This is a genomic window from Aminobacter aganoensis, assembly GCF_014206975.1.
GTDB lineage: Bacteria > Pseudomonadota > Alphaproteobacteria > Rhizobiales > Rhizobiaceae > Aminobacter > Aminobacter aganoensis.
In genome coordinates, this window is sequence record NZ_JACHOU010000001.1 from 658103 (window position 1) to 681619 (window position 23517).

Sequence of the window (23517 nt, forward strand, 5' to 3'; positions counted from 1 at the left end):
GCTTGGCCTCTCAGGTGATGTCGAGGGTCACGGCCACCGGACAGTGGTCGGAGGCCTTGGGCCTGTCCCAGCCGGCGCGCGGATAACGTTCCACCTCCTGCCCCGGCGGGAAGATGGTGCGCCAGGGCTGTCCGCGTCTGACGATGTCGGGTACGGCTTGGCCGTTTGCCTTCGCCAGCGCCGGCGACAACAGGATGTAGTCGAGCTGGCACAGGTGCCGCTCGAGCGGCCCGCGCGTATGGTAGAGCGTCCAGCGCTCCATCTCGGGTCGTCTCTCGACGACATTTTCGGCAAAACCGTCGGCCAGGAACACGTCGAGGCATGAGGTGGTCTCTTGGACCGGCGTGAAACTGTAGCCCTGATAGGCATCGCCGCCGATGACCACCCGCTCGCGGTAGTCGTTCATGTCGCCGCAGATCACCCAGCGCCGCTCGCCGACATGGTCCTTGCCGAAGCGGTCCTCGATGATCCGCCGCACCGCCTTGGCCTCGGCGATGCGGATCGGCATCGTCGCATCACGGCCGTTCAGCCCGTTTCGCGGCGAGCCCATCGACTTGAAGTGCACCGAATAGATGGTCAGCGGCTTGCCGCCGATCTTGACGTCGATCTCGAGGCAATCGCGCCGGAAGATGCGCTCGAACGGCTCCTGCCCGAGTGCTGCGAGCTCAGGCGTATGCAGCCCGAACTGCTCGAAGGTGACATGGGCGTGGCTGGTCATGCGCACGAATTCGATCGGCTGGCCGTGCGCCGTCTCGGCCCGCATCATCACCGCCACGTCGATGCCGCGCGAATCATTGCCCGAGGTGGTGTATTTGTGCTGGTAGCCCTGCCCCACCATCTTGAAGAGATAGCCGTACTCGAACGCCTTCAGCGCTTCGATGTTGTCGACCTCCTGCAGGCAGATGATGTCGGCGCGGGTCTCGGCGATCGCCAGCGCAGTCAGCTGGCGCATGTCGTCGGCGTGCGCGATGGCCCGCGCCTGCTCCAGCAACCGGTACTCGGCCTCGCTGCGGATCTCGAACAGCGCAAGCGCTCGATCCTCGTTGAGCTGGTTGCGGTAGCCGGAATAATCGAACCTGTTCATCAGGTTCTCGACATTGAAGGTGGCAAGGCGCAGCGACATGGCGCGAGCATTGCCTTCATGTCGGCCCAAACACAAGAGCGCAAACAACGGGACGGCGGGAACCCGCGCCGTTCATTGCACGTTCAGGCTGAGAAGCCGAACATGTGTGATCTCCATCGAAGATTGGGGGCATGGGGCCTTTGACATTCGAACGTCAGGAGACGACGAAAATGAAACTCTCATCCTTCTTGCGCTCAGGTATGCTCGCATTCGGCCTTGTTGCCGGCCTGCCGCTGGCAGCGTCGGCCGGTCCGATTGGTCTTGGTCAGCTGCCGGCGGCTCCCCGGGCGGCCACGAACATCATCCCCGTCGCCAGTCAGCTCTGCGAAATCCGTGGTGACTGCCGTCGCTATGGCCGCCGCGACGGCTGGCGTGGCGACAATTGGCGCCACAACAACTGGCGCGGTGATCGCTGGCGCGACGACCGGCGCTGGCGGCATCGTCCGCACCGGCGCAATTGGGGCGGCACCGGGATCTATCTGAATTTCGGCATCCCGGCCTACCGCTACGACGAGCCGCGCTACTACCAGCCGCGCTACGTGCAGCCTCGCCGTGTCTATCGCGGCGGCCTGTCGTCGGTGCATGTCAGGTGGTGCTACAACCGCTATCGCTCGTACCGCGCCTGGGACAACACGTTCCAGCCCTACAACGGGCCGCGCCAACAGTGCTGGTCGCCCTATAGCTGACGCTCAGGCGGCGCCGGCAAGGTGGGCGCCGCCCCAAAAACCTCGTGTTTACATGTCCACGCTAGGACCCTCCGCAGCGTGCGGTCGTTTGCCTGCACGCGCATGGACCGAGCGAATGAGCGACGACGCAGAAATCAACAACCGGCGCGAGCACCGCAATCGCGTGCTCAAGGGCGCCACCATCATCACCGGTGTCGCCAATTCGGAAATCAGCGTCACGGTGCGCAACATGCACCAGAACGGCGCCGAGCTGCGCGTCAGCGCCGACGCGCGCGTGCCCGAGCGCTTCCTGCTCTATGTCCCGGTCGATGGCATCGGCTACCGTTGCGTCGTGCGCTGGCGCAAGAACGACCGCGTCGGCGTGCAGTTCGAAGGCACCGAGCCGAAACCGGCCTGGCACTACGGCTGATCCCCCCGCAACGACAAAGGCCGACGGACTGCCCCGCCGGCCTTTTTTGAGTCTGGCGCCGAACGCCATGGAAATCCGGAGCAATTCGCCACTGCCGCGCTGAAGGCTGCGGCAGGAGCGAATTGAGACGGGCTTCTTAGTTCTTGGTCTTGTCGACCAGCTGGTTCTTGGCGATCCAGGGCATCATCGCGCGCAGCTTCGCGCCGACTTCCTCGATCTGGTGGCTGTCGTTGTTGCGGCGGATGCCCTTGAAGCGGGCCGCACCCGAACGGTACTCCTGCATCCAGTCCGAGGTGAACTTGCCGGTCTGGATGTCCTTGAGGACGCGCTTCATCTCGGCCTTGGTCTCGTCGGTGATGATGCGCGGACCGGTCACGTACTCGCCCCACTCGGCGGTGTTCGAGATCGAGTAGTTCATGTTGGCGATGCCGCCCTCATAGATCAGGTCGACGATCAGCTTCACTTCGTGCAGGCATTCGAAATAGGCCATTTCGGGGGCATAGCCGCCCTCGACGAGCGTCTCGAAGCCGGCGCGGATCAGCTCGACCAGGCCGCCGCAAAGCACGACCTGCTCGCCAAACAGATCGGTTTCGCACTCTTCCTTGAAGTTGGTCTCGATGATGCCCGAACGGCCGCCGCCAACGCCGCAGGCGTAGGACAGGCCGAGATCGAGCGCGTTGCCCGAGGCGTCCTGGTGAACGGCGACCAGGCACGGCACGCCGCCGCCCTTCTGGTACTCGCCGCGCACGGTGTGGCCCGGGCCCTTCGGCGCAACCATCAGCACGTCGACGGTCTTCTTCGGCTCGATCAGGCCGAAATGCACGTTGAGGCCGTGCGCGAAAGCGATGGCGGCGCCGTCGCGGATGTTCGGAGCGATCTCGTCGCGATAGATGTCGGCCTGCAGTTCGTCAGGCGTCGCCATCATCATCAGGTCGGCCCACTTGGCAGCTTCCGCAACCGTCATGACCTTGAGGCCGTCGGCTTCGACCTTCTTGGCGGTCGCCGAGCCGGCCTTGAGGCCAACGACGAGTTCCTTGGCGCCCGAATCCTTGAGGTTCAGCGCGTGCGCGCGGCCCTGGCTGCCGTAGCCGATGATGGCAACCTTCTTGCCCTTGATCAGGTTGAGATCGGCATCACGATCGTAATAGACACGCATTGGTGGGTTCCTTCCCGGTTTAGATTAGAGGGCCCTGGGCCCGGTTTTCGCTCCGTGGAGAGCAAGAAACTGCTGCGTTGCACGCGCGGCATCGCCGTCGATCCCCGCAGCAGTCAATTCCAGCCGGTCGCCGAGCAGCAGACGTATCTGCACGTCCCGCGCGACCAGCCCGAAAAAGGTTCGGAACGCCTCCTCGGCGTCGTCGAATTCGAGAAGCCCCGCCTCGCGGCCCGCTTCCAGCACCGGCTTGAGCCTGCGGCCGAGAGCAAAACGGCCACGCTCGAGCACGATAGCGCCAAGGTCGCGTTTGTCCGAGCCGGCATGCACGACCCCCACGCGGTTGAGCGCAATCGACGTGTCGCTTGAGATCACCCTAAGCCAATCGGAGGCGAAGCGCTCGAGACTTGCCGTCAGCGAGACGAGGTCCAGTCCCTTGCGGTCGACCGGCGGCACCCGCACCTTCGAGGCCTGCCACTGCACGGTGGCCGTCAGCAAGCCGTCGCGGTCGCCGAACCATTTGTAGAGCGTCTCCTTGGAGCAGCTGGCGCGCCGGGCAACGGCGGTCATGGTCAGCCGGTCACCTTCTTCGACGAGCAGGCGCAGCACCGCGTCAAGCACGTCCTGCTGACGCGCCGTCGGCCCCTCGCCTTCCATCATCTCGGTGACTGCCTGCAGCATCTTCGCCTGCCGTGGATCGTGGCCCGGCGCGCCCTGCGGCGCCGTACCGTACGTTACGGTTCGGCTTATGCCGCAAATTTCATGGCCTCGCAATGGGCAAGTTCGCCTTGTCGGAATTTAGTTGGCTGGGTCGCGAAGTCGAAAGCGCCAAGTCCGCCGCCAATCGGAAAAAACGCCCGGCGACAACGCAATCGCACACACCTGCGTTGCCGCGCGAAGGCCGCTTCCCGTGTTGGCCAGATGCTCCGGAGGTTAGTTCAACTTGACCAGCGCAACGCGCCGGTTCTTGGCCCGCCCCTCGTCATTGTCGTTGCTGGCAACCGGCGCCATCATCCCCGCCCCTGCCGCCGTCAGGCGCCCACCGTCGATGCCGAATTGCGAAACGAGAGCGGATTTCACCGCAGCGGCGCGGCGATTGGACAGGTCGACGTTGTAGTCGAACTTGCCCTGGTTGTCGGTGTGGCCGACGACAGCCACCGCAAGTGCCGGATCGTCCCCCAACAGCTTGGCGATCTCCTTCAATGTCGGCTCCGATTCGGGCTTGATGTCGGCCTTGTCGGTGTCGAAAAAGATGCCATAGAGCGAGATGGCGCCGCTCGCCGACAATGAATCCGCCATCTTGGCCGCTTCCACCAGCACCATCTTCTTGTCGCGCGCCTTGGGCTCCAGCACGTGCACGATGGCGATCGTGCGCGCATTCAGCTCCTTGCAGTAGAGATCGTCGAGCAACTGGAACGTCTGCACCGTGACATATGCGTCGCCGCCGTCGCGTGGAACCTTGGCGGTGAAATAGCGCTGGTCAGCGACCCCTGACGAGGCCACGCACGCGGCATTCGAAAATGCCTCCACCCCGAGTTCGCTGTCATAGAAGAAGTTCATCATCAGGCTCATGTCACCGCCGCCGCTCGAAGCCGAGCGCGAGGCGTCGCCGCCGCACTCCTCCTTCTTGCATTCGAAGACGACTTCGCCGCCGGCAGCCTGCACCACGTCCTGGTAGTTGCGCAGCACTTCGAGCGGCGAACGGCCGTCCGGCAGCACATAAAAGAGGCGGGTGAGCGAACCCTCGACCTCTTCCGCTTTTTCCGGCTTGAACACGGAATTGTTGTTCTTGTCGCGTTTGTCCGTGTCGGGATCCGCCTTCAGCGGCGCCAGTGGCACGCTGAAATCTGTGTAGTCGAGCTTCTGGTAGTAGACGATGAACGCGCCTTCATAGCGCTTGGCGAGCGCATTGTCGGCAGCACCCTCGATGTCGGCAGTGGGAATTGTCGCATCCGCCAGCGCCGGCATGCAGCCCAGGGCAAGCAGGACTGCCGCCGCCACCACCTTGCGAATTCCGCGCAGCATGAACCCCGACATCACAGCCCCTCGGTTGAATGTGACGCAACGTAGCCACAACCGCAGCATGGCTCAAGCCGGGATTCGAGCAGCCCCCTCATCGCTGCGGCTCGTCCAATCCGCCTCCTCGAGCCCCGCCGGCGCGAACGGATCGATCAGCGTGCCGGCGACGATGGAAGCAAGAAGCTGTGGCGTCGGCGGGATCCTGGCGACGGTCGCAACGAGACTGTCCCGCAGAAACGGCAAAAGCATCGAGTCCGACTGGTAGAACGGCGTGAAGACCAGCGAGAGCGCCTGGAACAGCCTGACGTGCCAGCGCCGCGCCCGGAGATAGCTGGCAAGCGCCGCGTCCACATCGCTTGCCTGCCTCAGGGCATAGGCGAGCGATGCCGCGTCGAGCAGAGCCATGTTTGCGCCCTGCCCCAGTTGCGGGCTGGTCGAATGCGCGGCATCGCCAATGACGGCAAAGCCCCGCGCTGCCGGTTGCGCCAAGGTGAAGTGGCCATAGCGGGCCAGCGTCAGTTGCTCGAAATCCTCGATCTGGTCGAGATAGGCCTGGCTCTCCGGCCACAGCCTTGCCACCTGGGCCTTCCAGGCAGCCAGGCCGTCGGCTTGCACGCGTTCGGCGTCGGTCGGCTTCAGGCTCCAGAAGAACGCCGCCATCTTCCGCCCCTCCGCTTCCGCGCGTCCGATCGGCAGGACACCAATCATCACGCTGGCGCGGCGATAGCGCTGGGACAGCGCGCGCTCGTCAAAGCCTTCGCCGCGCCAGTCGAGCGAGGTCCAGAATGCACCATAAGCGAGCGGCTTTGGCTCCCCAGCGAGGCCGGCACTACGGCGCAGCTTGGAGCGCGAACCAGTGGCGTCCACGACGAGATCGAATGACCCGAGGCCGCGCCCCTTGTCGTCGACAAGCCGGGTTCGCCCGCCAGGCTCCACCGCATCGAGTTCAACGTCGGTGACAACCTCGATGCCCACCCGTTGGGCCGCGCGATAAAGCGTGCCGAACAGAACCGCACGATGCACGGCGACGCCGAAGCGTCCGCCCGGACGCGCATCGTAGCGGACGTCGAGCACGGTCCGCCCGCTCGCCGCATCCGTGCCATGCAGCCGGTCGATCCGGCTGCCAAGCATGCGAATTTCATCGATCAGGCCCATATCGTCGAGCACCGTCAATCCGGTCGGCTGCAGGATAAGCCCAGACCCTACTGGCCTCGGCTCGGCAAAGCGTTCGAAAACGGTGACGCGATGGCCATCCCGCTGCAGGTAGAGGGCCGCGGCAAGCCCGGCCGGCCCGGCGCCGGCAATTGCTATTTGAAGATTTCGACCGTTCATGCGCACCCCATCCGCGGCAAAATTCACGGATGGCCGCGCTTTGGCAATGCTACACTTCGCCCTAGCCAAGGTCCGGCAAGGACGTCAGATCGAGACCTGGGTGCCGACCTCGACCACACGCCCGGTCGGAATCTGGAAATATTCGGTCGCATCTGCCGCAGTACGCGCCAGCCCGATGAACAGCCTGTCCTGCCATGCCGGCATGCCCGAATTGGGTGACGCCTTGAGCGAGCGGCGCGACAGGAAGAACGACGTCGTCATGATGTCGAACTTCCAGCCCTGCTTGCGGCAGATGGCCAGCGCCTTGGGAATGTTTGGCTGCTCCATGTAGCCGAACTTCAGCTTCACGCGCATGAACAGCTCGTTGACCTGCTCCATCTTGACGCGTTCGCTATCGGGCACGATCGGCTGCTGCGCCGTCACCACCGACAGGATGACGTTCTGCTCGTGCAGCACCTTGTAATGCTTGAGGCTGTGCATCAGCGCGGTCGGCGCGCTGTCGGGGTCGCTGGTCAGGAACACTGCGGTGCCGGGCACCAGGTGCGGCTTCTTCTTGATCAGGCTGCCCGCCAGGAAGTCGAGCGGGATTTCGTTCTTGCGGGTCTTGTCGAAGAGATAGCGGCTACCGCGCACCCAGGTCCACATGATCAGGACGATGGTGAAGGCGACGGCCAGCGATGCCCAGCCGCCGTCAAACACCTTGACGATGTTGGACGCGAAGAAGCCGATGTCGATCAGGCCGAAGATCGAGATCGCCACGACGACGACGGCGGCCTTCCAGCGCCAGATGCGCAGCATCACCACCGACAGCAGCAGCGTCGTGACCAGCATGTTGCCGGTCACCGAAATGCCATAGGCCGAGGCGAGCGCGCTCGACTCGCCGAAACCGACGACCAGCAGCATCACCACCAGGGCCAAAAGCAGGTTGACGCGCGGCATGTAGATCTGGCCCTGCGTCGTCTCCGACGTGTGCTGGATGACCAGGCGTGGCAGCATGTTGAGCTGCACGGCCTGGCGCGTCAACGAATAGGCGCCGGTGATCACCGCCTGGCTGGCGATGACGGTCGCAGCCGTCGCCAGCACCACCATCGGCACCAGCATCCAGCCCTCGTTCATCTCGAAGAACGGATGGCCCACCGTGCCGTTGTGCGAGAGCACGAAAGCGCCCTGCCCGACATAGTTGAGCAGCAGGCAGGGAAAGACGATGCACAGCCAGGCCAGCACGATCGGCCGGCGGCCGAAATGGCCGAGGTCGGCATAAAGCGCCTCGGCGCCGGTCACCGCGAGGAAGATGGCGCCGATGGTGACGAACGACACCTCCGGCTGGTTGACCAGGAACTTCACGATGTAGATCGGGTTGACCGCCAGCAGGATTTCGGGGTCGTCGGCGATGTGGACGATGCCCGAATAGCCGATGGCCAGGAACCAGACCAGGGTGATCGGCCCGAACACGGTTGCCACGCCGCCGCTGCCGAAGCGCTGGACCGAAAACAGCGCCGCCAGGATCACCAGCGTCAGCGGCACGACATAGGGCTGGAACGCCGGCGTCACGACATTCATGCCCTCCACCGCCGAAAGGACGGAAATCGCGGGCGTGATCACCGCATCGCCATAAAACAGCGCAGCGCCGACCATGCCGAGCGCCAGGATGATACCCGACCGCTTGGGCAGGCTGCGCCGCGCCAGCGCCATCAGCGACAGCGTTCCGCCCTCGCCCCGGTTGTGCGCCCGGAGCACGAACATGACGTATTTGACGGTGACGATGATGGTCAGCGCCCAGATGATCAGCGACAGCACGCCGAGAATGTCTTCGCGGGAAGCGACCTCGCCGCCGGCCGACGCCACCAGGGCCTCGCGGAAGGCGTAGATCGGGCTCGTGCCAATATCGCCGAAGACGACGCCGAGCGCACCAAGCACGAGAATCCTGATGTCGTGGGAATGGCCGTCCGTCTGGACCGCCTGCCCGCTCGTGTTCGCCTTGTCAGGGCCGGCATCGGTCATGGACGACTCTCCGTGAAGCCGCGGGGCTCTACGCTTGCTGCAATGCAAAAGCAACAGCTGTTTTGCGACAGCTAATGTTCAACCCTTGCAGCCGGCGCATGCGTTCTACCACCCGCAGGCCTTCAGATATCGCTTGATCGTACCGGTCATGCCGTATTCCAGCGCATCTGCCGTCAGGCCATGGCCGATCGACACTTCCGCCAGCTTCGGGATGCCGCGCATCAGCAGTGGCAGGTTGTCCACGACCAGGTCGTGGCCGGCATTGACCGCGAGGCCGGCAGCGATCGCGGCATCCGCGGTTTTACCGAGCATTTCCAATTGCTTCTCTGCCCCGGCGGGATCGTCGTGGCAGGCGCCATAGGGCCCGGTGAACAGCTCGATCCGGTCCGCGCCGGTATCGCGCGCAGTGTTGACACCGGAAGGATCGGCGTCGGCAAACAGGGAGACACGGAACCCGCCCTTCTTGAGCCGCGCCACCACCGGCTTCAGCAGCCCCGCCTGGGCGGCAAAGTCCCAGCCGTGGTCGGAAGTCGCCTGCGACGGATCGTCCGGCACCAGCGTCACCTGTTCCGGCTGGTGCTTCTCGACCAGTTGGAGGAAATCCTCGCTCGGATAGCCTTCGATGTTGAATTCTGCCTTCGGAAACTCGTCGTCGATCAGCGCCCGCAGCTCAGGCACGTCGGAAAAGCGGATGTGCCGCTGGTCCGGACGCGGATGCACGGTCAGCCCATGCGCGCCGGCGGCAAGTGCCAGCCGGCCCAGGCCGGTCACACTGGGCCATGGCAGGTCGCGCCGGTTGCGCAGCATGGCGATGGCATTGACGTTCACGGAGAGCTTGGCGGGCATCGGCAACTCACGGCAAATCTTGAGACGAACGCACCTAACACGCCTTGGCCGGGAACAGAGAGCGCTTTTATGTGTTCCAATGTCGTTGCAGCCAAAAACCGCCAGACGGCCAGCGAGGAGGACACCAATGAAATCCATGGATGCCCCACCGCCTTTCCGGCGCATCGACACCGACAACAGCGAGGTTTTTGCTTTTGAGATCGTCGGCCATTTCACCCAGGCCGACATCGAAAACGCCTATGGCCTGCTCGACGCGGCCTACGAAGGCCATGAAAAGATCGACGTTTTGCTGCGAGCATCGGGTTATGACGGCTTCGACTGGTCGGCGCTTTTCGATCCTCTTACCTTCAAGGGCAAGATGAAGGCACTGCACCATATCAGGCGCTATGCGCTGGTCGGCGGCCCCGCCTGGATGGGCCCGGTCGTCGGCCTGTTTGCGCCGCTCACCTCGATCGAAACCAGGCATTTCGGCGATGCCGACGAGGCCGAGGCATGGCAATGGCTTGGCGCAAGGCCAGTCGAATAGCCTGCGGTCACACTCCGGTCACGGCCGCGCGCCAGACAGCTCCATCATGCCCAGCATCCGCATCATAGATTCGATCACCGCCCCCGGCTCCATCAACCGCCCGAACGAGGACAGCGCCGGCGGCAACGCCACCTGCGCCTTCGTCATCGACGGCGCCACCGGCCTCGGCGGCGCCAGCCTCGTCGGCCTGCATGGCTCGGACGCGGCCTGGCTGGCCCGTTTTGCCCGGAGCACGTTCGAAGAACTGGCCCGCAACGGCCGCCCGATGGCCGATGTCGTGCGCGAACTCAACCAGCGCGCCGCCAATGTCGTGCACGAGGCCGCGCCGGCGCTGCCGATCGAGCCGTGGAACCTGCCGGTGGCAAGCTTCCAAATGGTCCGGATCGAAGGCGACGAGATCGTCACCCACGGCCTTGGCGACTGCCGGCTGTTCCTGCTCAGCGCCGACGGCAGCACCCTCAGCACCAGCGCCATCAAGGGGGCGTCCGCCCAGGAGCGCGACGGCGCACGCGCGGCCATCGCTCATGCCGGCGGATTTGCCACCCATCAGGCCTTGGCCGATGCTCCGGGCGTGCGCGAGGAACTGCGCCGCCACCGCGCCGACTACAACCGCGTCGGCGGCTCGGTCTGGACGCTTGGCATCGAGCCGTCTGCCGCCGAGCATCTCGTCACCGAAACGCTCGCGCCCTCCCTTCCGGCCAGGGGTCTTCTCTGCAGCGACGGCTTCGCCGCCCTCGTCGATCAATACGGCCGCTACGACGCCGCCGGATTTGTAGCTGCCGCGGGCACCGCCGGCCTTGCTCCGCTGCTTGAGGAATTGCGCCACATCGAGTTGACCGAAGACCCCGACGGCAAGCAGTTTCCCCGCTTCAAGGTCTCGGATGACGCGACGGCGGTTCTGTTCGAGATCGTAACCTGACGGCGAGCAGGCGCTCGGCTCCACGGCCGGCAACGACGCATTTCGACAGCCGAACGGGCCTTGCAGTTGAGCAGCGGAAGCGCACGCAACGGCCCTTTTCGTGCGGCCGTATCCCCTACCGAACGACTGTCAGCCGTTCGGCCGCACGGGTAATCGCCGTATAGAGCCAGCGCTGGCGCGTGTCCTTGAAGGCCCAGCTCTCGTCAAACAGCACGACATTGTTCCACTGCGAGCCCTGCGCCTTGTGCACCGTCAGCGCGTAGCCATAGTCGAAGTCGTCGTATCGCTTCTTGGTGCCCCAGGGGATTTCTTCGTCCGGGCTCTCGAACACCTGCTTCAACAGCTTGATCTTGGCGACGCCGCGGTCGGGATCGTCTTCCTCCGGCGCCACCAGAAGATTGATGCCGGGCTTCACCGTCTCGCGCGACGAGGTCATCACCTTCCACAGCGAGCCGTTGAGCAGGCCCTTGGCCGGGTCGTTGCGCAGGCACACCAGCTTGTCGCCGGCCTGCGGATAACCGGCGGTGAAACCCTTGAGCTCGCGCAGCCGCTGGTTGTAGCGCCGGCGCGTGCGGTTGGTGCCCACAAGCACCTGGTCGGCGCCCAGCACCAGATCCTGGTTCACGTCTTCCTTGCCGATCACCTGCGCGGTGCCGTAGTCGCCGCGCATGAACTCGCGGCCCTCGCGCACGTCGAGTGCCAGCCGGATGATCGGGTTGTCGCGTGCCTGGCGATGGATCTCAGTGAGCAGGAAGTCCGGCTCATGTTCGGTGAAGAAGCCGCCGCCCGAAATCGGCGGCAGCTGCGCCGGGTCGCCGAGCACCAGCACTGGCGTGCCGAATGTCAGGAGATCGCGGCCGAGTTGTTCGTCGACCATCGAACATTCGTCGATGACCACGAGCTTGGCCTTGGCGATCGGGCTCTGGCGGTTGAGCGAGAAGGTCGGCGACATCGAGGTCTTGCCGGTCGCTTCGTCGGCAATCGCCTCCTCGCCCTTCGGCCGATAGATCAGCGAATGGATGGTGCGCGCATTGGTGGCGCCCTTTGAGCGCAGCACCTGGGCGGCCTTGCCGGTGAAGGCGGCGAACTGCACCTGGCCATCGACATGCTCGGCGAAATAGCGCGCCAACGTCGTCTTGCCGGTGCCGGCATAGCCGAACAGGCGGAAAACCTGCGGCTTTCCCGATTTGAGCCACCGCGCCACGGCCTGCAGCGCATCATCCTGCTGAGGTGAGAATTCCATGGGCTTGACTGACAGGATTCGGACGCGAAGGGCAAGGGATTTGCCGATCAGGCGAGATCGGTTTGGGCGAAATCGTTGCCCTTGTAAATCAACGGAACGCCAGAGCGGATTGCTGCAGCATAGGAAAAACAATCGCCGAAATTCAGCCGTGCCGGATGGCCGGAACCTTTACCGTAGCGCTCATATACTTGAAGGGCTGTGATGTAGGTGTCGGCCTCTACCGGCTCAATTGCGATGCGGGCGCGCGCCAAAAAGTCATGAACGACAAACGTAATCTGGTCTATCGGCACCCGCCGAATGCGGCAGAGCGCCACCACTGTTTCGAACATCACAAGTGGAGACGTGAAATGCGGCGGTTGCTTTTCAAGCTGCGCAGCAATTGCCTCGCCCTCGGGTTCGGCAGCAATCAGCGCCACAAGAGCGGAGCTGTCCACGAAGCTCACTCGGCGTCCTCCTCGCCCCAAAGACTGTCATAAAATTGCTTGTCGGCAACCTCGCCGGTCAACGGGTATGCGCTAACCTTGGCCCGCAAGTCGGCCGTACGCTCCCACAGTGACTGCTTGCTGTTTTCAGCGGCCAAGGCCTCTTCGACAGCTTCCCGTATCGCCTCGGTAATCCCTATCCCTCGCCGGTTGGCGAGATCGCGGACAAGTCGATCCGTCTCTTCATCTCTTACGTGCAAAATCATATCAACACAACCTTACGGTGTCAACACATCGATTGTATCGTATATACCATCGGAACACAATAAGAACATCCAACCTTCCAGAACGCCTCATCGAGCGGCGTGCTAGCGTCTCCGTGGCGCGCCCCGTCTGGCATTGTAGTGAGGCGGAAAGGCCAACCTCTGCGTGACGGAGGCCTCGCCAGCCGACGGCAAGCGGACTTTCAGCGCTCGGCAAAGGGCTTAATCGTTGCCCCTCCCAGAGGGATTTATACCCTCCGATACCATGGCTTCAGAATTCTTCACCAATGCCCGGGGCAACGATCTTGCCAAATCGCAGAAGCTCGCCGGCAATCAACTGGTAGCAATTGCCGACATGGCTTTCGGCTGTCGTTACAAACCGGAATGCTTTTTCGGATCGTTCTCCAGCAGGATCGGCTGGCCATGCGGCGTGGCATGCGCAGCCCGCTCCCAGGCGGCGGCGACCGCATCGACCTCGTCGCGCCCGGCGAACCCCTTCTCCGCCATCAACCGCTCGAGCGCGGCAAGCCATCGCTCGTAGTAGTCGCTTCCGTCGGCGGCAGCACCGGGTTTTTTCACTTCTGCCGACAACCGCTCGGCCCATTCCGCCCAGGTGAACAGGCCTCGCTCGTGCAAGGCGACCACAATGGCGAAAGCTTCGGCCTGCCACGGCTCGGCGAAGACCGGTGCGTCGACGCCCTCTGGCCCGACTGGCAAACCCGCCTCATGCCGGCTCAAGATAACTCTCCCAGGCGTCGATGCTGACTTCGAGTGTCGGGTCGGCACCCTCGCCCCACAATTCGCTTGCTGCGAACACCACCGTGTAGAGCCACTGCGGGTTCTCGCCCTTGCCATGCGCATTGGTGTCGGGGAACACATAGCCCTCGCGCACCGCGTCGATCACGCCTTCCTTGCCACGGGCATAACGCGGCAGGCGGGTGTGGCCGGCGGGGTGAAAGTTCCTGGTCCGCACGCGTTGCCCGACAGCAAAAATCACCGGTGCGGCGACCGGCCGGTCGCAGGGTCCGCCCTTTGCCAAAGCGGCCGGCACGTTTTCCGCCTTCAGCACCCGCTTGGGTGTCGCCGCCGGATCGACGGCATCGCCGACCGCGAAGTCGTTGGCTGTCACGAAGTTGTGCCGCTTGAGCAGCGTTTCCAGCCCCTTGATCCAGATTTCGTAGTAGCTCGACGCATAATAGTCGACGGGGTGCAGCGATTCCCGCGCATGCCGGCTTTCGTCGATGTTCCAGGCACCCATGGCACCGGCCGTCAGCGTCACGCCGAGCGCGCGCTTTTCCCATTCGGCATGAAAACAGGGCTCGTCCTTTTCAGGTGCCACCGGGCCAAAGCCCATCTGGCCGCCGAGATCCTGGGGGCCGTTCATGCAGCCCCCCGCGCAACGCCGGTGCCGATCATCGAGTCCCGCGTCACCAGTTCGGCCAATTGCGCCTCGCTCCAGCCTTCGGTGCCGTCGGGACGCTGCGGCACGACGAGGTAACGCAGCTCCGCGGTCGAATCCCAGACGCGGATCTTTTTGTCCCTGGGCAGCGTCAGGCCGAATTCCTCGAGCACGCCCCGCGGATCGATCACCGCCCGCGAACGGTACGGCGGCGCCTTGTACCAGACCGGCGGCAGACCAAGCACCGGCCACGGGTAACAGGAGCACAGCGTACAGACGACCAGATTGTGGGTCTCGTCGGTGTTGAACACCGCCTGCATGTGCTCGCCCTGGCGGCCGGTGAAACCGAGCGAGGCGATCGCGGCGGTCGCATCCCGCTTCAGCCAGTCGGCGAAGTCGGGCTCGTTCCAGGCCCTCGCCACCACGGCAGCGCCGTTGCGTGGGCCGACCTTGGTCTCATAGGTGTCGACGATGACGTCGATCGCTGCAGGGTCGATCAGCCCCTTGCGGGTCAGGATCGTCTCCAGCGCCCGCACCCGGGCAGCCATCGGGTCCAGTTCATTGTCATGATGGTCGTGGTCATGATCGTGTGACATGGTCGAAAGCTAAGCCCACGCGCGGTGCTGCACAAGCCTCCGCCCCTTGGTCCAGCCCTGTGTTTGCGCCACTGGCCCGACGCCCGCTATCGTCGCCGGATGCGGGTTCTGATTCTGGGCGGCAACGGTTTCATCGGGGCGGAAGTGGCGCGGTCGCTGGCGGCACGCGGACTGTCCGTCACGGCACTTGCGCGAGACACGGCGACTGCCGCCCGCCGCCATCAGGGGATCCAATGGGTCAAGGCTGACCTGGCGCACTTTCTGCGACCAGAAGATTGGCGCCCGTTGCTGAAGGAAATCGACGCCGTGGTCAATTGTGCCGGAGCGTTGCAGGACGGTCCGCGTGACAATGTCGCCGCAGTCCAGTTCGACGCCATGAGCGCGCTCTATGGCGCCGCCGCACCTTCGCTGCGTATCTTCGTCCAGGTCTCGGCGCGCACCGACGACGTCGCCACTGACACTCCGTTCTTCGCCACCAAACGCCGGGCCGACGCGGCCCTTCGCGCTTCCGGCCTGCCATTTGCCATCCTGCGCCCGGCCGTCGTCATCGGCCGGACGGCGCATGGCGGTTCCGCGCTCCTGCGCGCACTGGCCGCATTCCCGGTCATCACCCCGCTGGTCTTTGGCCAGAGCCGGATGCAGTTCGTGTCCCTCGACGATGTCACTGACGCCGTGTTCGATGCCCTGTCAGGCGACATCGCGCCAGGCAGCGACATCGACCTTGCAAGCGATCAGACGCTCTCGCTCGCCGAGGCCGTGGCCGTCCACCGCCGCTGGCTCGGCCTGACTGAAACGCGGACCGTGCGCTTGCCCGGCCTGTTCGCCCGCCTCACCGCACATATTGCCGATCTTCTCGGCCGTCTTGGCTGGCGCTCGCCCTTGCGTTCGACCGCCCTCGAAGTGGCAGCCGGTGGTATAAGCGGCCACGCACGGGATTCCGGCCGACGCCTCCTTACGCTGGCCGCAGCACTCGACCTCTACCCCGCCGGGGTGCAAGACCTCTGGTTTGCCAGGCTCTATCTGCTCAAGCCGGCGATGTTTGCAACGTTGAGCCTGTTCTGGCTGCTGTCGGGCATCATCGCTCTGCTGCGCTTCGACGTTTCGGCGGCACATCTGGTTTCAGCCGGCGCGACGCCCACACTCGCAGCCATCGCCACGGTGGGCACCAGCCTTGCCGATATCGCCCTGGGAATGGGTGTTGCCATCCGCCGCCACGCCAGGGCAGCGCTGATCGGCATGGTAACCGTGTCGCTCGGCTATCTCGCGGCTGCCACCGTGCTGGCGCCAAGCCTCTGGGCAGACCCGCTCGGGCCCCTGGTCAAGGTCCTGCCGTCGATCGCGCTGACACTCGCAGCGCTTGCCATCCTGGAAGAGCGCTGAGTCATGGAAGAGCTGCTGCGCCTTGTCCATGTCGTCGGCGCTGCGGTGCTCCTGGGCACCGGTGCCGGCATCGCCTTCTTCATGGTGATGGCCCATCGCACCCGGGACCCCACAATCATCGCCCATGTCGCAGGAACCGTTATTATCGCCGACTTCCTGTTCACGACGACGGCCGTAGTCCTGCAACCGGTCTCGGGAGCCTGGCTGGCACATGAGGTCGGATGGTCGCTCAGCGAAGGCTGGCTGCTGTGGTCGCTGGCGCTCTACGTCTTCACCGGCCTGTTCTGGCTGCCGGTCGTGTTCATCCAGATCGAGCTGCGCAAGCTTGCCCGCCAGTCCGCCGCCACCGCCAGGCCGCTGCCGGAACGCTATGACAGGCTCTACCGTATCTGGTTTGCCTGCGGCTTTCCGGCCTTCCTCGCCGTCATTGCCATTTTCTGGCTGATGCTGACGCGGCCGGCGATCGAATTGTTCTGACTATTTCAGCATCGGCCACAACGTCGCCGCCAACAGCAGGCCCATGCCGATGTTGAACCATTTCAGCCGTACCGGATCGGCAAGAAACCCGCGCAACACCATGCCAAATCCGGCCCAGCTCGACACGCTTGGCAGGTTGACCAGGGCAAAGGCTCCGGAAATCAGGAGGACGGAGAGAAACGGCGATTCCGGGCTGGTGTAGACGGCCATGGCAGTCACGGCCATCACCCATGCCTTGGGATTGACCCACTGGAACGCTGCGGCCTCGAGAAACGTCATCGGCCGCGCCTGCGCCTCGCCATCCTTGCCGAGCGAACGCGACATGCCGATGCGCCAGGCGAGATAGAGCAGATAGGCGCCGCCGGCAATCTTGAGGCCGCCATGCAGCATCGGAAAGGCAGATAGCACCGCTCCGAGGCCAAAACCGACGCCAAGCAGCAGTGTCAGGAAGCCGATGCCGATGCCCAGCATGTGCGGGATGGTACGCACGAAGCCAAAATTCACGCCCGAGGCAAGCAGCATGAAGTTGTTCGGCCCCGGCGTGATCGAGGTCACGAAGGCATAGACGAGCAGTGCCAGAAACGCTTCGGACGACATACGGCCTCCTCTGAATATGTCAGCAGTATTGTCTCTTTTTTGGGGGCGCGGAAAAACCAGGTCCGGACGGACCTTTGTACCAGATGCTGTTTGCAGGAAAGGTTGGCGGCGACCGAAGTCGCCGACCCCGATCACATGCCCTGCGGGCCGCGGTTCATCGCCGCCACGCCGGTGCGGCAGACCTCGACCAGGCCGAGCGGCTTCATGATGGCGATGAACTGCTCGATCTTCGACACCTTGCCGGTCAGCTCGAAGATGAAATGCTCGGTATTGGCGTCGATCACCTTGGCGCGGAAGGCGTCGGCCAATCTGAGCGCTTCGACGCGGGCGTCGCCGGTGCCGGAGACCTTGACCAGCGCCAGTTCGCGCTCCAGCGCGCCGCCGGTACCCAGTTCCTGCGCCGTGACGGTCAGGTCGACGACCCGATGCACCGGCACGATGCGCTCGAGCTGGTGCTTGATCTGCTCCAGCACGTGCGGCGTGCCGCGCGTCACGATGGTGATGCGCGACAGGTGCTTCTCATGCTCGGTTTCGGAGACGGTCAGGCTCTCGATGTTGTAGCCGCGGCCGGAAAACAGGCCGATGACGCGGGCAAGCACGCCCGGTTCGTTGTCGACCAGCACCGATAGGGTGTGGATTTCCGGCTTCTCGGTTTCCTTGGCGATGAAATAGGCCGAACCGGTGGGTTGTAGCTGTGCGTTCATAGAATGATTCTCGATCTCAGGCGGTTGCGCCAACTCGTTGATTGTGCGGCCTTCTTCGGAAGGCCGCACGCGATCCGTCAGACCAGTTCGCGGCCCTTGGCGTCGATGGCGTTGGCCACCGCCTCATCGGTCGCCTCGTCCGGCAGCAGCATCTCGTTATGCGCCTTGCCCGACGGGATCATCGGGAAGCAGTTGGCGAGCGTGGCCACGCGGCAGTCGAAGATCACCGGTTTCTTCACCGAAATCATCTCCTTGATGGCATCGTCGAGCTCATCGGGCTTTTCGCAGCGGATGCCGTGGCCGCCATAGGCTTCCGCCAGCTTGACGAAGTCGGGCATCGCCTCAGTGTAGGAATGCGACAGCCGGTTGCCGTGCAGCAGCTGCTGCCACTGGCGCACCATGCCCATGTAGGAGTTGTTGAGGATGAACACCTTGATCGGCGCATCGTACTGGAGTGCCGCGCTCATCTCCTGGATGCACATCTGGACCGAAGCGTCGCCGGCAATGTCGATGACCAGCGCCTCGGGATGCGCGATCTGCACGCCGAGTGCCGCCGGCAGGCCATAGCCCATCGTGCCCAGGCCGCCGGAGGTCATCCAGCGGTTCGGCTTCTCGAAGCCGTAATGCTGGGCAGCCCACATCTGGTGCTGGCCGACTTCCGTGGTGATGTAGGTATCCAGGTGCTTCGTGTTCTCGTAGAGCCGCTGGATGGCATATTGCGGCATGATCACGTCGCTGTTGGGCTTATAGGCATAGCTGTCGCGCGCGCGCCACTTGGCGATCTGTTCCCACCATGGATAGAGCGTCTTCTTGTCCGCCTTGGCGGTCGCCCGCCACAGCCGCACCATGTCTTCCAGCACCCGACCGACATCGCCCAGGATCGGCACATCGGCGCGCACGTTCTTGTTGATCGACGACGGGTCGATGTCGATGTGGATCTTCTTCGAGTTCGGCGAGAACGCGTTGAGACGGCCGGTGATACGGTCATCGAAGCGCGCACCGACGCAGATCATCACGTCGCAATCATGCATCGCCATGTTGGCTTCGTAGCTGCCGTGCATGCCCAGCATGCCGAGCCAGTTCTTGCCCGAAGCCGGATAGGCGCCCAGGCCCATCAGCGTCGAGGTGATCGGGAAACCGGTCAGGTCAACCAGTTCGCGCAGCAGGTGGCTGGCCTCGGGACCGGAATTCACCACGCCGCCGCCGGTATAGATGATCGGCCGCTTGGCCCCCGCCATCAGTGCGACCGCTTCCTTGATCTTTTCCAGGTCGCCCTGGACCTTGGGCTGGTAGGACGTGCGCGGCGCGGTCTGCGGCGGCGTATAGATGCCCTTGGCGAACTGCACGTCCTTGGGAATGTCGACCACGACCGGGCCGGGGCGGCCGGTGGTGGCGACATGGAAAGCCTCGTGCAGGATGCCGGCCAGGTCATTGACGTCCTTCACCAGCCAGTTGTGCTTGGTGCACGGCCGGGTGATGCCGACCGTATCGCACTCCTGGAAGGCGTCGGAGCCGATCAGCGAAGTCGGAACCTGGCCGGTGATGCACACCAGTGGGATCGAATCCATCAAGGCATCCTGCAGCGGCGTCACCGCATTGGTGGCGCCCGGCCCCGAGGTCACCAACATCACGCCTGCCTTGCCGGTCGAGCGGGCATAACCCTCGGCGGCGTGGCCGGCGCCCTGCTCGTGGCGCACCAGGATGTGCTGGACGTCGTCCTGCTGGAACAGTTCGTCATAGATCGGAAGGACGGCGCCGCCGGGATAGCCGAAGAGGTGCTGGACGCCGTTGTCCTTCAGCGCCTGCACCACCATCTCGGCGCCGGTCATTTCGCGTCGTCCGCTGTCACTATGTCCGCTCATCGGTCCGTCCCGTCTTCCTTTTCGCCGTTCTCGGCGGTTGCTGCTCGTTTAGTCCTGTTTCGGGCAATAAAAAAGGCCCCCGAGGGAGCCTTCACATTTGCGCATGGGGGATTTCGCCCGGCGGTTACACCGCCTTGCCCATGCGCAATCCTACTACGAGAATGAGTATCGTGTTCATGGGCGCGGACGTTAATGCGCATGACCGCGAACTGTCAACCTGACCTGAGCAAATTTTCCGCAGCGTCAGCTGCCGGCACAACGGTCGAATTGCAGCTTTCCGGTTAACCCCGGCTATACCATCCGCCATCACCCGACCTTAACCGCGCTGCGCTAGCCTTGCGGCTTGGGGAATAAGGGACGTGGCATCAATGTACATCGAACGTCAGGCGGCGGGTGGCGAAACCACCTCGCAGGAGCGGCGCGATCCGAAACAGGATGACGCCCGCATCCTCGGCAACGTCGTGCAGTGCGACGGTGCGCGCGCGGTGATCAGCGCCTATGCCGAGACCGGCAGCGCAAGCATGGTCGGCCTCTGGACGGTCGGGCGCATGATCTGCATCAATCTCGGCGAAACCCGGACGATCGGACTGGTCTATTCCATCGCCAAGTCGGATCGTTCCTGGAGCAGCGAGGGCGACAACCCCATCGAGGTCAATGTCGAGCTGATCGGCGAAGTCCGTGACGTCGGCGCGGACAAGAAGCCTGTCTTCGACCGCGGCATCACTGCCTATCCCTATATCGGTGCCATCGCCCACCGCATCCGCAGCCGCGACCTTCAGGCCGTCTACGACCTTGCCGGCCGCCACACCGTGACCATCGGGCAATTGTCGCAGGACGACAGCATCGATGCCTGCATCGCCATCGATGAGACATTGGCCCGCCATTTCGCCGTCGTCGGCACCACCGGCGTCGGCAAGTCGACTGCCGTCTCGCTGTTGCTGCGCAAGGCCATCGCCGCGCGGCCGGACCTGCGCGTGCTGATCATGGACCCGCACAACGAGTTCGCCGGCTCGCTGCCCGAATACTGCGTCAAGGTCGACAGCAACACGCTCGACCTGCCGTTCTGGCTGTTCCGCCTCGAAGAATTCGCCGAAGTGCTGTTTCGCGGACGCGAGACCGACGCCGACGAGATCGACGTGCTGCGCGACCTCATTCCGGTGGCGAAAAACCTCTACCGCAGCCCGCAGGGCGGCGCCTTCCTGCGGCGCGGCGTCGATGCGCTGACCGCCGACACGCCGGTCCCCTACCGCATGGCTGACCTCATCAAGCAGATCGACGAGCGCATGGGCCTGCTCGAATCCAAGAACGAGCGGCCGATCCTGAAATCGCTCAGGACGCGCATCGAATCCGCCCTCGCCGACCCGCGCTATCGCTTCATGTTCCATTCCAGGCTGATCGAGGACACCATCCACGAGACGATCGGCAACATCTTCCGCGTCCCCACCCATGGCCGCCCGGTCACATGCTTCGAGATGGCCGGCATGCCGTCGGAAGTGGTCAATTCGGTCTGCTCGGTGCTGGCCCGCCTCGCCTTCGATCTTGCCCTGTGGAGCGAAGGCCGGCTCAAGCTGCTGCTTCTGTGCGAGGAAGCCCATCGCTACATGCCCGCCGACCACCGCCTCGGCTTTGCGCCGACCCGGCACGCCCTGTCGCGCATCGCCAAGGAAGGCCGCAAGTATGGCTGCTATCTCGGCGTCGTGACCCAGCGGCCTGGCGAACTCGACCCGACGATCCTTTCGCAGTGCTCGACCGTTTTTGCCATGCGGCTCGCCAACGAGCAGGACCAGGCGATCATCCGTTCGGCGATTGCCGACTCGTCCGCTTCCAGCCTGTCATTCCTGTCCTCGATGGGCCAGCGCGAAGCCATCGCCTTCGGCGAAGGCGTTGCCACCACCATGCGGCTGAAGTTCGAAAAGCTCTCGGCCGAACTCATTCCCGGCACCGGCAAGCGGGCCGCGGAGGCCCCGTCCGGCAGTGGCGACGACGTCGATCTTGTGGCAGTGGTCGAGCGCCTGCGCAACGTGCCCAAGCCGCAGGCAGCAGCCATGGGTTTCACCGAGGTCGTCGACAGCCAGCGCCAGGCTGGCGACAGCGACTATCAGAAGCCTCCGGCCAAGCCGCAGCCCGACGACGATTTCGACACCCGCTTCGGCTTGCGTCCGTCGACGTTTGGCGGACGCCCGCCAAACGGCTGAGATTTCTGAGGAAGGCTGCCGGTGCAGGCGGCAGGCCAAGCCGGCTATAGCGCCTCAGATTCCCGAGCCGTCCAGTTGCTCCTCGTCCTCGCCTTCCCAGGGCGTCGGCATCAAGGGCGAATTCTTGCTCAGATTGGCCTTCGGCAACGGCATCCAGCACTTCAGTTCCGGGTCGGCGTAGCCGATCACGCAACCCGGATAGGAGTCTGCGGCACGCCAGCCTTCGATGCCGAACGCGTCGGGCCTTGCCCAATAGGCGACATCGACCTCGGCCGGTCCCTGTTCCGACGAACGCACCGTCACCAGGATGCGGCTGCCGTCCTTCGGCGCGCTCGCCATGTTTCGCCACCGATCGGGTTCGTCCATCGCATTCCTCCTATGCACTCGGGCACCCGCAGCCTTGGCCGGCAAGCGGACAAGCCAGTGTTGCTGCGATGAAGAAGGACGTCCAGCGGCAAGTTCAGGGAAAAAGCCGGCATGGCGAGATCGGGGATGGCGAAAGTCAGGCGCAGACGCGGTTGCGGCCCTGCCGCTTGGCCTCGTAGAGCTGCTTGTCGGCGCGGCGGTAGAATTCCTCGGCGGTCTCTTCCTTGTCCCACAAGGCCAGGCCGACGCTGGACGTCACGTTGAGCTGGGCACCACCGGTCTCGATGGCGAGCGAGGCGATCGCCTTGCGCATGCGCTCGGCAACGCGTTGCAGCAGCTCCAGGTCCATGTTGGGTGCGACGATGGCAAATTCCTCGCCGCCGAGCCGCGCCACCACGTCGTGGTAACGCGTCATGCTCTGCAGGCACTTGGCGACGGAGCGCAACACCTCGTCGCCGGCATCATGGCCGTAGGTGTCGTTGACCTGCTTGAAATGATCGAGATCGAGGATCATCAATCCGACCGGCTTGTCGATGCGACCGAACTCCCCGAGATACTCCCTCAGCGCGTCGTCGAAATAGCGCCTGTTCTGCATGCCGGTGAGCCCGTCGGTCAGGGCCGCCTGTTCGAGATTGCGCGAGCGCGCACTCAGCGAAGCCGTCATCTCGCGCAGCTTGCCGCCTTCCTTCACCTGGGTTCGTATCTCGGGGAAAATGAAGAACAGCCCATAGACCAGCGTGCCAGCCAGGAGCACGGCGATGGCCAAAAGCAGCTTCTGGAGAATTTCGATGCTCTCGACGCGCCCGGGCATGTACAGCGCATCAGCCGGACCCTCGACAAGCGTCCAGGCATAGAAGGTCGCCAGCGCTGCGGTCAAAATCAGCGCTATGAAGACGAAAAACGCGGTTTCAGCCTTGTGAAAGCGCATGGCTACCCTGATTGATCCCTAAGGGCCTTATGCCATGCCGCGACTTACGGAGGGTTAATCCGTCGCGCGCA

Annotated in this window: 25 protein-coding genes; 7 read left to right on the top strand and 18 right to left on the bottom strand. The window is 64.1% G+C overall.

The window, feature by feature from the left end; all coding sequences use genetic code 11:
- Positions 1-10: 10 nt before the first annotated feature.
- The gene (locus GGR00_RS03225; protein ID WP_184697836.1) at positions 11-1123 is read right to left on the bottom strand and encodes an endonuclease/exonuclease/phosphatase family protein; all 1113 of its coding nucleotides are present in this window, start codon (positions 1121-1123) and stop codon (positions 11-13) included.
- Between the two features lie 170 nt (positions 1124-1293).
- Between GGR00_RS03225 and GGR00_RS03230 the strand changes: the two genes are divergently transcribed.
- The gene (locus GGR00_RS03230) at positions 1294-1809 is read left to right on the top strand and encodes a BA14K family protein (RefSeq protein WP_184697839.1); all 516 of its coding nucleotides are present in this window, start codon (positions 1294-1296) and stop codon (positions 1807-1809) included.
- A 115-nt stretch (positions 1810-1924) separates the two neighbouring features.
- Positions 1925-2218: a PilZ domain-containing protein gene (locus GGR00_RS03235; RefSeq protein ID WP_055969492.1), complete on the top strand. Its 294-nt coding sequence runs from the start codon at positions 1925-1927 to the stop codon at positions 2216-2218.
- Between the two features lie 136 nt (positions 2219-2354).
- On the opposite strand, the gene ilvC is transcribed toward GGR00_RS03235, so the two are convergent.
- The 6 genes from ilvC to GGR00_RS03265 form a co-directional block, all read right to left on the bottom strand.
- The gene (gene ilvC / locus GGR00_RS03240; RefSeq protein ID WP_055969494.1) at positions 2355-3374 is read right to left on the bottom strand and encodes a ketol-acid reductoisomerase; all 1020 of its coding nucleotides are present in this window, start codon (positions 3372-3374) and stop codon (positions 2355-2357) included.
- A 24-nt stretch (positions 3375-3398) separates the two neighbouring features.
- Complete coding sequence (locus GGR00_RS03245) at positions 3399-4052, bottom strand: TetR/AcrR family transcriptional regulator (RefSeq protein WP_184697842.1); 654 nt, start codon at positions 4050-4052, stop codon at positions 3399-3401.
- Between the two features lie 252 nt (positions 4053-4304).
- Positions 4305-5408 carry an OmpA family protein gene (locus GGR00_RS03250; RefSeq protein WP_246441260.1) on the bottom strand — a complete coding sequence of 368 codons (1104 nt, stop codon included), beginning with the start codon at positions 5406-5408 and terminating at the stop codon, positions 4305-4307.
- 51 nt (positions 5409-5459) lie between these two features.
- Positions 5460-6722 carry an FAD-dependent oxidoreductase gene (locus tag GGR00_RS03255; protein ID WP_184697845.1) on the bottom strand — a complete coding sequence of 421 codons (1263 nt, stop codon included), beginning with the start codon at positions 6720-6722 and terminating at the stop codon, positions 5460-5462.
- A gap of 84 nt (positions 6723-6806) precedes the next feature.
- Positions 6807-8723 carry a potassium transporter Kup gene (locus tag GGR00_RS03260; RefSeq protein ID WP_055969497.1) on the bottom strand — a complete coding sequence of 639 codons (1917 nt, stop codon included), beginning with the start codon at positions 8721-8723 and terminating at the stop codon, positions 6807-6809.
- A gap of 105 nt (positions 8724-8828) precedes the next feature.
- A complete protein-coding gene (locus GGR00_RS03265) occupies positions 8829-9569 on the bottom strand; it encodes a pyridoxine 5'-phosphate synthase (RefSeq protein ID WP_184697848.1) in 741 nt (246 codons plus the stop codon).
- Between the two features lie 127 nt (positions 9570-9696).
- Between GGR00_RS03265 and GGR00_RS03270 the strand changes: the two genes are divergently transcribed.
- Both GGR00_RS03270 and GGR00_RS03275 read left to right on the top strand, forming a co-directional pair.
- Positions 9697-10095 (top strand): SpoIIAA family protein, encoded by a 399-nt coding sequence (locus tag GGR00_RS03270; RefSeq protein WP_055969501.1) that lies wholly within the window; start codon positions 9697-9699, stop codon positions 10093-10095.
- A 46-nt stretch (positions 10096-10141) separates the two neighbouring features.
- Positions 10142-11014, top strand: coding sequence for a hypothetical protein (locus GGR00_RS03275; protein WP_184697851.1), 873 nt, complete (start codon positions 10142-10144; stop codon positions 11012-11014).
- A gap of 115 nt (positions 11015-11129) precedes the next feature.
- On the opposite strand, the gene GGR00_RS03280 is transcribed toward GGR00_RS03275, so the two are convergent.
- From GGR00_RS03280 to nthA, 6 genes are all read right to left on the bottom strand, one after another.
- Positions 11130-12257 (bottom strand): ATP-dependent DNA helicase, encoded by a 1128-nt coding sequence (locus GGR00_RS03280; RefSeq protein WP_184697854.1) that lies wholly within the window; start codon positions 12255-12257, stop codon positions 11130-11132.
- Positions 12258-12304: 47 nt separating this feature from the next.
- On the bottom strand, positions 12305-12700 hold the full coding sequence (locus GGR00_RS03285; RefSeq protein WP_055969507.1) for a type II toxin-antitoxin system VapC family toxin: 396 nt from the start codon (positions 12698-12700) through the stop codon (positions 12305-12307).
- Positions 12697-12945 (bottom strand): type II toxin-antitoxin system VapB family antitoxin, encoded by a 249-nt coding sequence (locus GGR00_RS03290; protein WP_055969510.1) that lies wholly within the window; start codon positions 12943-12945, stop codon positions 12697-12699. Before GGR00_RS03290 ends, GGR00_RS03285 begins: the two co-directional genes overlap by 4 nt.
- Before the next feature lie 369 nt (positions 12946-13314).
- A complete protein-coding gene (locus GGR00_RS03295; protein WP_055969514.1) occupies positions 13315-13680 on the bottom strand; it encodes a nitrile hydratase accessory protein in 366 nt (121 codons plus the stop codon).
- Complete coding sequence (nthB, locus tag GGR00_RS03300) at positions 13667-14326, bottom strand: nitrile hydratase subunit beta (protein ID WP_055969517.1); 660 nt, start codon at positions 14324-14326, stop codon at positions 13667-13669. The genes GGR00_RS03295 and nthB overlap by 14 nt, the downstream gene beginning before the upstream one ends.
- Positions 14323-14937: a nitrile hydratase subunit alpha gene (gene nthA / locus GGR00_RS03305; RefSeq protein WP_055969520.1), complete on the bottom strand. Its 615-nt coding sequence runs from the start codon at positions 14935-14937 to the stop codon at positions 14323-14325. Before nthA ends, nthB begins: the two co-directional genes overlap by 4 nt.
- A 99-nt stretch (positions 14938-15036) precedes the next feature.
- On the opposite strand from nthA, the gene GGR00_RS03310 reads away from it, so the two are divergent.
- Together GGR00_RS03310 and GGR00_RS03315 are read left to right on the top strand one after the other, a co-directional pair.
- Positions 15037-16317: an SDR family oxidoreductase gene (locus tag GGR00_RS03310; RefSeq protein ID WP_055969524.1), complete on the top strand. Its 1281-nt coding sequence runs from the start codon at positions 15037-15039 to the stop codon at positions 16315-16317.
- A gap of 3 nt (positions 16318-16320) precedes the next feature.
- Positions 16321-16794: a DUF2269 family protein gene (locus GGR00_RS03315; RefSeq protein ID WP_184697857.1), complete on the top strand. Its 474-nt coding sequence runs from the start codon at positions 16321-16323 to the stop codon at positions 16792-16794.
- Here GGR00_RS03315 and GGR00_RS03320 read toward each other — a convergent pair whose 3' ends face one another.
- The 3 genes from GGR00_RS03320 to GGR00_RS03330 form a co-directional block, all read right to left on the bottom strand.
- Positions 16795-17391, bottom strand: coding sequence for a LysE family translocator (locus GGR00_RS03320; RefSeq protein ID WP_055969529.1), 597 nt, complete (start codon positions 17389-17391; stop codon positions 16795-16797).
- A gap of 131 nt (positions 17392-17522) precedes the next feature.
- A complete protein-coding gene (gene ilvN, locus GGR00_RS03325; RefSeq protein ID WP_055969532.1) occupies positions 17523-18095 on the bottom strand; it encodes an acetolactate synthase small subunit in 573 nt (190 codons plus the stop codon).
- A gap of 77 nt (positions 18096-18172) precedes the next feature.
- Positions 18173-19957 carry an acetolactate synthase 3 large subunit gene (locus GGR00_RS03330; protein ID WP_280137921.1) on the bottom strand — a complete coding sequence of 595 codons (1785 nt, stop codon included), beginning with the start codon at positions 19955-19957 and terminating at the stop codon, positions 18173-18175.
- Between the two features lie 368 nt (positions 19958-20325).
- On the opposite strand from GGR00_RS03330, the gene GGR00_RS03335 reads away from it, so the two are divergent.
- Positions 20326-22152: an ATP-binding protein gene (locus GGR00_RS03335; RefSeq protein ID WP_055969538.1), complete on the top strand. Its 1827-nt coding sequence runs from the start codon at positions 20326-20328 to the stop codon at positions 22150-22152.
- Positions 22153-22206: 54 nt separating this feature from the next.
- Here the strand turns inward: GGR00_RS03335 and GGR00_RS03340 are convergent, their stop codons facing one another.
- Together GGR00_RS03340 and GGR00_RS03345 are read right to left on the bottom strand one after the other, a co-directional pair.
- Positions 22207-22518, bottom strand: a complete 312-nt coding sequence (locus GGR00_RS03340) for a hypothetical protein (RefSeq protein ID WP_055969541.1) — start codon at positions 22516-22518, stop codon at positions 22207-22209.
- 136 nt (positions 22519-22654) lie between these two features.
- The gene (locus tag GGR00_RS03345; RefSeq protein ID WP_055969543.1) at positions 22655-23446 is read right to left on the bottom strand and encodes a GGDEF domain-containing protein; all 792 of its coding nucleotides are present in this window, start codon (positions 23444-23446) and stop codon (positions 22655-22657) included.
- Between the last annotated feature and the right edge of the window lie 71 nt (positions 23447-23517).